Raw genomic sequence first — 12,462 nt, forward strand, 5'->3', positions numbered from 1 at the left:
CCGGTGTCGAGGGTCAGAGGTTGCTAGGCCACCCAGCGGTGGCCGTTCCAGTGCTGCCAGCCGTGGCCGGCCCTGCGCTCCCAGCGGTCGTCCCGGGCGTTCCAGCGGGCCGTGATCCCGGCGATCTCGCGCCAGTAGTAGCCGCCCTGGAAGCGGTCGTGCCGCCGGTCGACCGCGTGGCTCCAGGAGCCGTCGCCGTGCACGATGTGCATGACGTGCACGGCCTTGACTCCGTGACCGGAGGAGTGGACGGGGGCCGCCTGGGCCGCCTGGGCCGGGACCAGGCTGAGGAGCAGGATCGGCGCTGCGAGCTTCACGAACTTGTTCATGCCGTGATCAACGACGGCCGCACGCGGCGGTCACCCCGGCGTTAGGCCGCGCGGGTGGGTGATCCGGGCGTGTCGCCACAGGTCAGCGGTGTCGGCCCGCGCCGGAGTCCACGGGATGGGCGCTGGAGGCGGGGTGTCCCCTCGCACCGCCTCAGCGGCCGGGCGGCGCCCGATGCCGGATCCGGTCTTGAGACCTCGGGCGGGTCCGGCCATCCTGGCCGGGTGACCTCAACTCTGGCCTCTGCCAAGGGAACCACGACCACGGCGCAGCCGGCGGGCCCGCGCGGGCTGCCGCTGCTGGGCAACCTGCCCGCCTTCGCCCGCGATCCGCTGGCCTTCTTCTGCCGCCTGCGCGACGAGTACGGCGACTGGGCGTCATGGCGGCTCGGCCCCAGGCCCTGCCTGTTGATCTCCCGGCCCGAGGAGGTCAACGAGCTGCTGGCGGGTGTCGAAGTCACCTTCAGTCCCTCCGAGTTGGGCTGGGCCCTGCACCACGTCCTCGGCCAGGGCGTGGTCACCAGCACCGGGGACGACTGGCGCCGCAAGCGCTCGCTGGTGCAGCCGTCGGTCCGGCCCCGGCAGGTCCGCTCCTACGCGGCGACGATGGTCGAGTGCGCCGACGCGGTCGCGTCGTCCTGGCGGGACGGCCAACGTGCGGACGTGCAGCAGGAGATGACCCGCCTGACGCAGCGGGTCGCGGTCCGCACGCTGTTCGGGGTGGAGACCGCCGGCCGCGAGGAGACCATCGCCAGGGCGATGGCGGTGGCGCAGCAGGAGATCGGCGCGGAGCTGCGCGGCGTCACCGTCTTCTTCCCGGCCTGGGCGCCGACTCCCGGGCGTCGCCGACTCCGCGTCGCCGTGGCCGAGTTGGACGCTGAGATCCACCGCATCATCGAGGAGCACCACGCCGCGCGGGCGGCGGGCGAGGAACGCGACGACCTGCTCAGCCGCCTGCTCGCCGCTCGCGACGAGACGGGCGCGCCGCTGTCGGACCGGGAGCTGCGTGACGAGGCCGTCACCCTCTACATCGGCGGCCACGAGACCACCTCCACCACCCTGACCTGGGCCTGGCACCTGCTGTCCGGGGCGCCCGAGGCCCGTGCCCGCCTGGACGCGGAGCTCACCGAGGTCCTGGACGGCCGGCTGCCCACCTTCGACGACTACGCGCGGCTGCCGTTCACGCAGGCGGTGGTCAAGGAGTCGCTGCGGCTCTTCCCGCCGATCTGGCTGATCAGCGCGGTCGCGCGGGAGGGCGCGCGCCTGGGCGGCCGTGAGGTGCCGACCGGCACGACGGTCTGGACGAGCCAGTGGTCCGTGCACCGCGACCCCCGCCTCTACCCCGAGCCGGACGCCTTCCGTCCGCAACGCTGGGACCCCGACGCCCCGATCCCCGTCCCCGACCACGCCTGGTTCCCCTTCGGCGGCGGCCCCCGCACCTGCCTGGGGACGCGCTTCGCCCTGGTGGAGGCGGCCCTGGTGCTGGCCGTGCTGGCGCAGAGGTGGCGGGTGGAGACCGATCCGGGCGAGGTGAAGCCCTTCACGGGGCTGACCCTCCAGCCCTCCAGCCCGATCCGGGCGACACTGCGCTCCCGCGGCTGACGGTCGGCGCCCCCGCGGGGGGCGCCGACCCGGCGTCAGACCGCCTCGCCGACGGGCTCCTCGGCGTGGAGTTCCGCCACGATCCCGTCCCACAGGGCACGGCGCGCCCGCATGGCCGTGCGGACCGTCTCGGCGCACTCGCGCCACTTGGCCTCGTCGTCGCCGCACAGATCCGCCAGCATGGCCATGGCCATGGGGGTGTGCTCCTCGCCGTCGACCTCGATGTGGCGGGCGAGGTAGTCGCGGAAGGTGGCGAGGCGGCCGCCCTGGTCGTCGATCCTGACGATCTGGTCGAACATCTCGGGGATCAGGTCCTCGCGCCCGAAGGCGAAGGCCGCGGCCTGGCAGTGGACGGGTGCGGCCTCCACGAAGTTCCAGGTGGCGTTGACGAAGTCGGCCGCGGCCGCCGGAACGCACGCCGTCCTGAGGGCGGAACGGACGTCCTCGCCCGCGCGGACGCGGGCGAGGAACGTCTCGATCGGTCCGGTGTCGGCTCCGGCCTGGGCCATGCCGTCGAGGTACAGCTCGAAGTGGCTGATGAAGCCGTCGCCCAGCGCGTCGCTCTCCTCGACCAGGACGATGTCGTTGATCAGCCGGCGGCTCTCGGAGGAGCCCCGCGGCACCCACGGGACATCGACGCAGGTGAGCTCGCGCTGGAGGGCCTTGAGGAGGGACATGAAGTCCCAGACGGCGAAGACGTGGTTCTCGGTGAAGGTGTTGACGTCCCGGAGGGTGGTCAGGCATCGGTACACCGGGTGGCCGGTCACCTCCGAACGGGCGGCCGACACGGCGGCCCGCAGTTCGTCGATCGCGGGGTTCTGCTTGCCCCAGTCGTAACGTGACATGGTGCTCTCCTGAATATCGATGCCCGGGTTCAGACGGGCCGGACGGGGCGGATGGTGGCGTAGGCCTGCCGTGGCGACGGCTGGATCAGGCACTTCCCGGTGAAGAGCAGCTCCGCCAGCGGAAGCGGCCGGTGATAGAAGTTCAACGACGTGGGAGCGTCGAAGATGTCGGCGGACGCCAGGAAGAACGGCAGTTCCGCCACGAGGTAGCCCATGGCGCGGGCGATGGTGCCGTCGGTGTGCGGCCCTTGGCTGCCCCGGGCGGCGAGCACCTCCCGGCTCATGTCCGCGCACGTCTCCCAGAGCGCGTCGTCCTCGGCCAGCGCCTTCTCGCACTCGGCGAGCCGCTCTCGGTAGACGTCGTTGGACTCCAGCTGCGACATCCGGTGCAGGCCGTCCTCGGGCCTCGGTCCGCCACGCTCGCGCCAGGCGCGCGTGACCCGGTTGACCAGGGCGTTGATCTCGCCCCTGGTCTTCTTCGCCGCGCGGGCGGGGTCGTGACCCAGCGCCAGGAAGGTCTGCTCCAGGGCCGAGTCCGGGATGACGACGTCGACGCGGGCGAACTCGTCACAGAGCCAGCCGAGCAGAGCCGTCAGCCTGGGCACGCTGAAGTAGCTGTTGCCGGGGCTCACACCCACGACCACGTGCTGCCGCTGCTCCCAGACCGCGCGGCAGGCCTCGGTGAACGGTTCGACCGTGAACGGCCCCTGGACGACCGGCGATCCGCTCCGGTCGACCGCACTCCCCCGTGCGGTCATCAGGTCCATCGCCCCGAGCCGACGTGGTCGGCGTCGCCGAGATACCGCCGGCGGAGCTCCTCCCGGAGGATCTTCCCGGTGCCCGTGCGCGGCATGTCCTTGAAGGCGATCACGATCGGCTCGGCCAGTTCGGGCAGCCCTCGGACGGCCTCCTCCCAGAGCTCCCTGCCCAGTTGGCCCTCCGGGGTGGCGACGACGGGGACCGGCGGCTGGTCCGGCACCGTGAGCAGCGCCACCTCGTGCCGTTCGGGGAGCCGGTCGACGATGACGTCCTCCTGCTCCAGGCAGCTGACACCCGGCGCGTAGTTGACCTCGCGGTCGAGGAGCTTCAGGGCACCGGTCCGGGTCTTGATCCCGATGTCGCCGGTGTTCCACCACTCACCGACCGCCTTCTCCTCCCAGCGCTCGGGTTCGCGGTAGTACCCGATGCAGCGTGCCTTGGTCCGGGCCAGGACGAGCCCCGGGCTGCCGTTCGGCACGGGCGCGAAGGTCTTCGGGTCCACGACCTTGAGCTGGACGAACCCCGGCATCGGCCGGCCCACCTTGCGCGGGCCCGGCTGCGCGTCGCGGCGCCGGTTCGCCCGCTGGCGGGTGATGAACGTCATCCCCATGCCGCCGGTCTCGGACTGCCCGTAGCCCTCACGCCACAGCGGCATCCGGTGCGCGGAGGCGTTCAGGAAGGTGCGGACGGTGGACCAGTGCACGGCGTCGAAGTTGCTGATGAACATCCGCACGTCGCGGAAGGCGCCGAAGCGCCCGTCACCGGCGAGCCCCTCCAGTTGGGAGAAGTCCACCGGCAGGGCCTCGATCACCGTCGGCCGGTACTGCCGGAACAGCCGGCCGACGACCTCGGGGTCGCTGTCGCTCATCAGCAGGACCTTCGCGGGCGAGAGCGTCAGCACCGAGTAGATCCAGGTGAAGGAGCGGGCGTGGACGTAGGGCAGGAACATCGCCACGGTGTCGTTGCGCCGGAAGGTGATCGGCGGCAGGTGCCGGCATTCCAGCCGGGCCATCTCACCCTGGAGCTTCCTCGGGGTGTACATGATGAGCTTGGGAATGCCGGTGGTGCCGGAGGTGTGGGTGAGCATCATCAGCTCGTCGTCGCCGACCGGGTTCGGCGGCGGTTCCTCGCCGCCGCACAGGTCGGCGAAGGCCAGCGTGTCGGGCAGCCGGTCGTCCAGGCAGACGGTCCGCTCCGCGAACGAGACGAGCGAGTCCCCGTCGCTTCCGCGGCTCTCGAGCAGCCGGCGGTTGCTCACCAGCAGTTTGGCCTCGACCCGCTGGAGCAGCGCGCGCACGGTGTCGTGGGAGAGCAGGCCCGAGAGCATGACCGGCACCGCGCCGATCCGGACCCCGGCGGCGGCCAGCAGCAGGCAGTCGAAGTGGTTCTCCTTGTAGACGGCGAACCGGTCGCCGCGGCGCAGTCCGGCCGCGTGCAGCGCGGCGGCGGTCCTGCGGACCAGCTGGGCCATCGCCTCGACGTCGAGGATGTCCTGGCCGGTCGGATCGATGTCGAGTGGTCGGCTCAGACGGAAGACCATCGCTTTTCCGGCTTCCGCCCGGCGGTCGAAAAGAAGTCCCAGACTGGACTTCCACAACTGGAGATTGGACACGGATTCCCCCATTGCCATTCGGTTCCAACCGATTGGTCACGCGAATCGAAATCACCCTAGGTTCGCCTCGAACAGTCCGTCAAGGAGCCCGGAAAGGCACGGATACCATTGCTGGTGGGAATGCGAACCAAGAAAGATCCCATCCGGATGCGGAGGCCGGGTAATGGTGATGGGAATGGGCGGCGAACACGCAGTTCGACCGCCTGCGGATCCATCGCGGCTTGAGCCGCGTTCGAACGGGACTCGACCGGCGGGGCATGGGCGCTGGCCTCCGGGCGGGCATGAATGCGAAGGTGGCCGTGCCATCCGGCGTCATCACCACGAGGGGGACCCATGACGCAGTACGACGAACTCGCCGCGCGTCTCGCCGACATCGAGAAGGCGATCCATTTCTATCGCGAGACCGTGGAATTCCCGTCGTTCTTCGACGCCCTCGGAAAAGCGCGTGGAATGCGCGTGCTGGACGTGGGGTGCGGCGACGGCGTCTATGCGCGGAAGGTCGCACGGCAGGGCGCCGCGCAGGTGGTGGGGACGGATTCCTCCGCCGAGATGATCCGCCTGGCCGAGGCCGCCGAGGCCGAGGAACCGCTGGGAATCCGCTATCTCGTGCACGATCTTGCGGCGATGCCGTCGCTGGGCGCGTTCGACGTGGTGGTCGCCGTCAACGTGCTGCACTACGCGGACGACCGGGGCGCGCTGGAGAGCATGTGCCGACAGCTCGCCTCGCAGCTCGCCCCCGGCGGGCGGCTGCTGGCCTACGTCGGCAACACCGAGTGCGACGCGGAGGCGGCGAAGGACTTCGGATTCCTGGTCGACCGGCCCGCCGACGCGCACGAGGGGGACGCCTTCACCGTCACCATTCCGGCGACGCCGCCGGCCACGGTCGAAGTCCGCTACTGGCCGGCGGCGAGCCTCCAACAGGCCCTGGAGTCGGCCGGGTTCGCCCGCGTCGACTGGGAGCCGATGGCTCACACCGCCGGCGACGACCCGCGCGCGGCCGGCCTCGACCGACTGCTGAAGAACCCGCCCGGCCTGCTGCTGAGCGCCTACCTGGACTGACGGCCGGACCTCGGCGGACCTCCCGGCGTGGGCGGAGCGCCGCTCAGGACTGCGCCAGCCGCAGCAGGTACTGGGCCAGGTCCTGGCCGCCGTTCGGGTCGCGGCTGATGACCAGGACCGTGTCGTCGCCCGCGATGGTGCCTATGATCTCCTCCACCCCCGACTGGTCGATGGAGGAGGCGAAGAACTGGGCCGCGCCCGGCGGCGTGCGCAGCACCACCAGGTTGCCGGAGGACGTCGCGGAGACCAGCAGCTCGGCCGCCAGCCGGGCCATGCGGGTCTCCGACGCGGACTCCCCCATCGGCGCCAGCGGCGTCCGGTCGCCGCCCTCCGCCGGGACGGCGTAGATCAACGCCCCGTCGGAGTTGCGGATCTTGACCGCGCCGAGCTCGTCCAGGTCCCGGGAGAGGGTGGCCTGAGTGACCGTCAGCCCGTCGTCGGCGAGCAGCTTGGCCAGCTGGCTCTGCGAGCGGACGGGCTGACGTGTGAGCAGCTCCACGATCCGCCGGTGGCGTGCCGTGCGCGTCTGCGGCAGCTGGGCCGCCGCGGACGAGGCCGGCGCGTCGCGATGGGGTTCGGTCATGGAGCAAGTGTCCCTTACTTGATCGAGCGGAGCACACCCGGGAGGACCGCCAGGAAGGCGTCCACGTCCCACTCGGTCAGGATCAGCGGCGGGGCCAACCGGATGACGTCCGGGGCCGCGGCGTTCACCAGGAATCCCGCGCGCTGGAGCGCGGCCTGGAGCTCGCCCGCGACCGGCCGGGTGAGCACGATGCCGATCAGCAGACCGGCGCCACGAACATGGTCGACCAGGGGGTCGTTCAGGGCCGTGACGCCCGCCCGCAGCCGCTCGCCCACCTTGGTGACGTGGTCCAGCAGGCCGTCCTGCTCGATGGTGTCGAGGACGGCGTTGGCGGCCGCGCAGACGACCGGGTTGCCGGAGAAGGTGGAGCCGTGGTGGCCGGGCTTGAACAGGTGGGCCGCGTCGCCGAAGGCGATCGTCGCGCCGATGGGCAGGCCGCCGCCGAGACCCTTGGCGAGCGTCACGACGTCCGGGTCGACGCCCTCGAACGCCTGGTACCGGAACCAGTGGCCGCAGCGGCCGATGCCGGTCTGGATCTCGTCCAGGATCAGCAGCGCGCCCTTGGCCCGGGTGATCTCACGGGCCGCGACCAGGTAGTCCGCCGGGGGGACGACGACGCCGTTCTCGCCCTGGATCGGCTCCAGGATCACGGCGGCGGTCTCCTCGGTGACCGCGGCGCGCAGCGCCTCGACATCGCCGTAGGGGACGTTGGTGACGTCGCCGGGCAGTGGGTGGAAGCCGTCCTGCTTCTTCGGCTGGGCGGTCAGCGCGAGCGCGCCCATGGTGCGGCCGTGGAAGGCGCCGAGCGCGGAGACCATGTGGGTGCGGCCGGTGAGCCGGGCCAGCTTGAAGGCGGCCTCGTTGGCCTCGGCGCCGGAGTTGGAGAAGTAGACCCGCGCCTCCTCGTGGCCGGTGTGGCCGATCAGCCGCTCGGCGAGCCGGATCGGCTGCTCGGCCATGAAGAGGTTGGAGACGTGGCCGAGGGTGCCGATCTGCCGCGTGACCGCGGCGACGATCGCCGGGTGGGCGTGGCCGAGCGAGTTGACCGCGATGCCGCCGAGGTAGTCGGTGTAGCGCTTGCCCTCGGCGTCCCAGACGTGCACGCCCTCGCCGCGGACCAGCGGCAGCCGCGGGGTGCCGAAGTTGTCCATCAGCGCGTGCTGCCAACGGCTCGTCAGCTGGTCGTCGGAAGTTGCCGCAGCGTTGCCGGTCATGCCAGCCCCCCAGCCATCACGGTCAGTTCGGTGTCGGTCTCGGCGTCCGGCACGACCATCGTGCCGATGCCCTCGTCGGTGAAGATCTCCAGCAGCAGGCTGTGCTGGACGCGGCCGTCCAGCACGCGCGCGGTGCCCACGCCCTCGCGGACGGCGCGCAGGCAGCCCTCCATCTTCGGCAGCATGCCGCTGGCCAGCGTCGGCAGCAGCTTCTCCAGCTCGGAGGCGGCCAGCTGGCTGATCACGTCGTCGGACTCGGGCCAGTCGGCGTAGAGGCCCTCGACGTCGGTGAGGACGACCAGCATCTCGGCCTGGAGCGCCACGGCCATGGCGCTGGCGGCGGTGTCGGCGTTGACGTTGTAGACGTGGCCGTCCGAGCCGCGCGCCACGGAGGAGATGACGGGGATGCGCCCGTCCTGGATCAGCGCCTTGACCGCGCCCGCGTCGACGTTGGCGATGTCGCCGACCAGGCCGATGTCGACCTGCTCGCCGTCGACCTCGGCGTAGCGCTTGATCGCGGTCATGGTGTGCGCGTCCTCGCCGGTCATGCCGACGGCGAAGGGGCCGTGCTCGTTGAGCAGCCCGACCAGGTCGCGCTGGACCTGTCCGGCCAGCACCATGCGCACCACGTCCATGGTCTCCGGCGTGGTGACGCGCAGACCGTTGGTGAACGTGGATTCCAGGCCCAGCCTGGCCAGCTGCGCGCTGATCTGCGGACCGCCGCCGTGGACGACGACGGGGCGCAGGCCGGCGTAGCGAAGGAACACGACGTCCTGCGCGAAGGCCGCCTTGAGCTGGTCGTCGACCATGGCGTTGCCGCCGAACTTGATGACGACGGTCTTGCCGTGGAAGCGCTCCAGCCACGGCAGGGCCTCGACGAGCGTGAGCGCCTTGGGGAGCGCGGTGTTGTTGCGGGCCTGTTCGCCCTTGGGTGCGATCTGCACGACGGGTCCAGTCTTCAGGTGGTCAGCTGGAGTAGGCGCTGTTCTCGTGGACGTACTCGGCGGTGAGGTCGTTGGTCCACACCGTCGCCGTCTCCTGACCGGCGTTCAGGTCGGCGGTGATGACGACCTCGCGGTCCTTCATGGTGACCAGCTCGCGGTCCTCGCCGACGCCGCCGTCGCGGCAGACCCAGACGCCGTTGATGGCGACGTTCAGCCGGTCCGGCTCGAAGGCGGCCGAGGTGGTGCCGATGGCGGACAGGACCCGGCCCCAGTTCGGGTCCTCGCCGTGGATGGCGCACTTGAGCAGGTTGTTGCGGGCGATGGAGCGGGCGACCTCGACGGCGTCGGCCTCGCTGGCGGCGTTCACGACGTCGATGCGGATGTCCTTGCTCGCGCCCTCGGCGTCGCCGATCAGCTGGCGGGCCAGGTCGGCGGAGACCTCGCGGACGGCTGCGGCGAACTCGTCCGCGTCCGGGACGATGCCGCTGGCGCCGGAGGCGAGCAGCAGCACGGTGTCGTTGGTGGACATGCACCCGTCGGAGTCGACGCGGTCGAAGGTCTTCGAGGTGGCGGAGCGCAGGATCGCGTCCAGCTCAGGGGCCTCGACGAGAGCGTCGGTGGTGATCACCACCAGCATGGTGGCCAGGCCCGGGGCGAGCATGCCCGCGCCCTTGGCCATGCCGCCCACCGTCCAGCCGGTGCCCTGGGCGACGGCGGTCTTGTGGACGGTGTCCGTGGTCTTGATGGCGACGGCGGCGGCCTCGCCGCCGTCCTCGCTGAGCGCGGCGGCGGCGGTCTCGGCGCCGGGGAGCAGCTGCTCCATCGGCAGCCGGACGCCGATCAGGCCGGTGGAGGCGACGGCGACCTCGCCCGCGCTCAGGCCCAGCACGTCGGCGACCTTCTCGGCGGTGGCGTGGGTGTCCTGGAAGCCGAGCGGGCCGGTGCAGGCGTTGGCGCCGCCGGAGTTGAGGATGACGGCGCTGATCTCGCCGCCCCTCACGACCTGCTGGGACCAGAGCACGGGCGCGGCCTTGACCCGGTTGGAGGTGAAGACGCCGGCCGCGGCGTGGGAGGGGCCGTCGTTGACGACGAGCGCCAGGTCCGGCGCGCCGGACGCCTTGATCCCGGCGGCGACGCCCGCCGCGCGAAAGCCGCGGGCCGCCGTGACGCCGACACCAGCATTGGTCACGGGGTTCTGGCTCACGGTGCGACTCCTGTCTGCGGAAGGCCGAGCTCCTCGGGCAGGCCGAGGGCGATGTTCATGCTCTGGACGGCGCCGCCGGCGGTGCCCTTGACCAGATTGTCGATGGCGGCGATGGCGATGATCCGGCCGACGCCCTCGTCGAGCACGACCTGGACCAGCGCGTTGTTGGACCCCTGGACGGAGGCGGTGGCGGGCCACTGCCCCTCCGGGAGCAGGTGGACGAAGGTCTCGCCGTCGAACGCCTCGGCGTAGGCGGCCCGCACCTGCGCGGCGGTGACGCCGGGCTTCGCCTTGGCGGAGCAGGTGGCGAGGATGCCGCGCGACATCGGCGCGAGCGTGGGAGTGAACGAGACGGCGATGCGCTCGCCCGCGACGGCGGAGAGGTTCTGCGTCATCTCGGGCGTGTGGCGGTGGACGCCGCCCACGCCGTACGGGCTCATCGATCCCATGACCTCGCTGCCGAGCAGGTGCGGCTTGGCCGCCTTCCCGGCGCCGGAGGTGCCGGACGCGGCGACGACCACGGCCTCGGGCTCGGCGAGCCCGGCGGCGTAGGCGGGGAACAGCGCGAGCGAGACGGAGGTGGGGTAGCAGCCGGGAACGGCGATGCGCTTCGTCCCCTCGAGCCCCTTGCGCGCGCCGGGCAGCTCGGGCAGCCCGTACGGCCAGGTGCCGGCGTGCGGGGAGCCGTAGAAGTTCTCCCAGTCCTCCGCGCTGTGCAGCCGGAAGTCCGCGCCGCAGTCGACGACGAGCACGTCCGGCCCCAACTGCTCCGCCACGGCGGCGGACTGGCCGTGCGGCAGGCCGAGGAAGACGACGTCGTGCCCGGCCAGCGTCTCGGCGGTGGTCGGCTCCAGCACCCGGTCGGCCAGCGGCCACAGGTGCGGCTGCAGCTCCCCGAGCCGCGTCCCGGCGTTGGACCCGCCGGTCAGCGCCCCGATCTCGATCGCGGGGTGGGCCAGCAGCAGTCGCAGCACCTCTCCCCCGGCATACCCGCTCGCCCCGGCGACCGCCGCGCGGTAAGTGGCCTTCGCTGCCATGTGCTGCCCTCCTCGTGTGGGGATAACTATACGGAGGTCCACAGATTCATGCAATGAAGCCCGCCGGGGAGGGCCCTACCGGCATCAGGCCAGCTCGACGACCCAGATCGGAACGCGCGTCTCCGCGGCGTCCGCGTCCCAGTCCCAGTCCCAATCCTCGTCCTCGTCCCAGTCCTCGTCCTCGTCCTCGTCCTCGTCCTCAGCACTCTCGGCGACCCGCCCGGGCCAGTGGGCGACCAGCTCCGCCGCCGAGTCGACGGGGAGGAAGGGCACGGGGGCGTCCAGGGTCTGCGCGGGGGTGCGTGAGGTCGTACCGCAGTACAGGCCGGCGTCCTCGGCCGGGAGGTAGGCGTAGAAGGTGGCGGGGCCGCTGCGCCCGGCCGTGGCGAGACGGTCCCGCAGGGTCGTCGACAGCCCTTCGAGCAGCGACGGGAGATCGTCCGCCGCGGGGTCGTCCAGCAGCTCGGGCTCGAGGCGGACCCGGTTCACGAGCGTCTCGATCCTGCGGTCGGCCGGTTCGAGCAGCAGCGGCGCGTCCGCGAGCTCGGCGAAGCGGTCGGCGAGAGTCCCTCCCGTCAGGACCGGCTCCCGCTCCGTGCGACCGGGCAGAACCGGGACGTAGCCGCGCGCCCGCTCCCGGATCCAGACCTGCCGGACGCAGAACGCCGACCAGACCGGCGCGGCCAGCAACGGCGCCAGCGCCCAGACGAATCCCTCGCCCAGCAGCCACAGACCGGCGGCGAGCAGGCCGAACTGCGCGGCGTCCTCCGCCAGAAGACGCCGGGCCGCAGTCGCCCCCGAGGGATTGCGCCTCCGCGCCCAGCCGCGGTTGAGCAGGACGAACAGCCCGAGCGCCACACCGAGCGCCGCCAGGCCGAACGTGCCGTCGGGCGGCCCGTCCACCGCCCAGTCCGTCGTGCCGTCGAGGTCGACACCGAGGATGCGGCCGCGCCAGACGTGGGCGTTCAGCACCGTGCCGGTGCTCCGCAGCGCCGCCGCCCGGCCGACCAGCGGGCCGTCGCCGAAGTCGGTCCAGCTGTTGAGGCTGCCGTCCGCCGTCACCAGCGACACGGCCGGCCACCCGGCCCCGGCCGGGGTCCGCACGCCGTTCACGGTCGTCGCGACGACACCCCGGCAGTCGGCGGTCACGACCTGGTCCACGCACGGCGGCGCGGTGCGGTAGGCGTGCGCGGAGAGCACCGGGCCGGTCGCCAGGACGACGACGGCCAGCCCGCCGCCGCCGAGCAGCGGCACCAGCCAGCCGAACCAGCGGGACT

At 72.1% G+C, this 12,462-nt stretch carries 11 protein-coding genes and 1 pseudogene; 2 read left to right on the top strand and 10 right to left on the bottom strand.

What is annotated here, in order from left to right; all coding sequences use genetic code 11:
• Positions 1 to 23: 23 nt before the first annotated feature.
• Positions 24 to 329: a hypothetical protein gene (locus TR50_RS11020; protein ID WP_042418543.1), complete on the bottom strand. Its 306-nt coding sequence runs from the start codon at positions 327 to 329 to the stop codon at positions 24 to 26.
• A gap of 222 nt (positions 330 to 551) precedes the next feature.
• On the opposite strand from TR50_RS11020, the gene TR50_RS11025 reads away from it, so the two are divergent.
• Positions 552 to 1,928, top strand: a complete 1,377-nt coding sequence (locus tag TR50_RS11025; RefSeq protein WP_042418546.1) for a cytochrome P450 — start codon at positions 552 to 554, stop codon at positions 1,926 to 1,928.
• A gap of 35 nt (positions 1,929 to 1,963) precedes the next feature.
• Here TR50_RS11025 and TR50_RS11030 read toward each other — a convergent pair whose 3' ends face one another.
• Genes TR50_RS11030 through TR50_RS11040 form a run of 3 tightly spaced genes read right to left on the bottom strand, consistent with a single transcriptional unit; the run spans position 1,964 to position 5,144 of the window.
• Positions 1,964 to 2,773, bottom strand: a complete 810-nt coding sequence (locus TR50_RS11030; RefSeq protein ID WP_042418548.1) for a DUF3050 domain-containing protein — start codon at positions 2,771 to 2,773, stop codon at positions 1,964 to 1,966.
• Positions 2,774 to 2,802: 29 nt separating this feature from the next.
• Complete coding sequence (locus tag TR50_RS11035; protein WP_236654373.1) at positions 2,803 to 3,540, bottom strand: tRNA-dependent cyclodipeptide synthase; 738 nt, start codon at positions 3,538 to 3,540, stop codon at positions 2,803 to 2,805.
• Positions 3,531 to 5,144, bottom strand: a complete 1,614-nt coding sequence (locus TR50_RS11040) for a class I adenylate-forming enzyme family protein (protein ID WP_236654374.1) — start codon at positions 5,142 to 5,144, stop codon at positions 3,531 to 3,533. The genes TR50_RS11035 and TR50_RS11040 overlap by 10 nt, the downstream gene beginning before the upstream one ends.
• A 333-nt stretch (positions 5,145 to 5,477) precedes the next feature.
• Between TR50_RS11040 and TR50_RS11045 the strand changes: the two genes are divergently transcribed.
• On the top strand, positions 5,478 to 6,203 hold the full coding sequence (locus TR50_RS11045; protein WP_042418553.1) for a class I SAM-dependent methyltransferase: 726 nt from the start codon (positions 5,478 to 5,480) through the stop codon (positions 6,201 to 6,203).
• Positions 6,204 to 6,246: 43 nt separating this feature from the next.
• Here TR50_RS11045 and TR50_RS11050 read toward each other — a convergent pair whose 3' ends face one another.
• The 6 genes and pseudogenes from TR50_RS11050 to TR50_RS48050 form a co-directional block, all read right to left on the bottom strand.
• Positions 6,247 to 6,786, bottom strand: a complete 540-nt coding sequence (locus TR50_RS11050) for an arginine repressor (protein ID WP_042418556.1) — start codon at positions 6,784 to 6,786, stop codon at positions 6,247 to 6,249.
• A gap of 14 nt (positions 6,787 to 6,800) precedes the next feature.
• Entirely contained in the window at positions 6,801 to 8,000 is a 1,200-nt protein-coding gene (locus TR50_RS11055; protein ID WP_042418558.1) for an acetylornithine transaminase, read from the bottom strand.
• Positions 7,997 to 8,944 (bottom strand): acetylglutamate kinase, encoded by a 948-nt coding sequence (gene argB, locus TR50_RS11060; RefSeq protein ID WP_042418561.1) that lies wholly within the window; start codon positions 8,942 to 8,944, stop codon positions 7,997 to 7,999. Before argB ends, TR50_RS11055 begins: the two co-directional genes overlap by 4 nt.
• A gap of 22 nt (positions 8,945 to 8,966) precedes the next feature.
• Entirely contained in the window at positions 8,967 to 10,148 is a 1,182-nt protein-coding gene (argJ, locus tag TR50_RS11065) for a bifunctional glutamate N-acetyltransferase/amino-acid acetyltransferase ArgJ (RefSeq protein WP_236654375.1), read from the bottom strand.
• On the bottom strand, positions 10,145 to 11,185 hold the full coding sequence (gene argC / locus TR50_RS11070) for an N-acetyl-gamma-glutamyl-phosphate reductase (protein ID WP_042418563.1): 1,041 nt from the start codon (positions 11,183 to 11,185) through the stop codon (positions 10,145 to 10,147). The genes argJ and argC overlap by 4 nt, the downstream gene beginning before the upstream one ends.
• An 84-nt stretch (positions 11,186 to 11,269) precedes the next feature.
• Positions 11,270 to 12,462: pseudogene (locus TR50_RS48050) on the bottom strand (hypothetical protein); the annotation flags it as partial.

Source organism: Streptacidiphilus anmyonensis (assembly GCF_000787855.1).
GTDB lineage: Bacteria > Actinomycetota > Actinomycetes > Streptomycetales > Streptomycetaceae > Streptacidiphilus > Streptacidiphilus anmyonensis.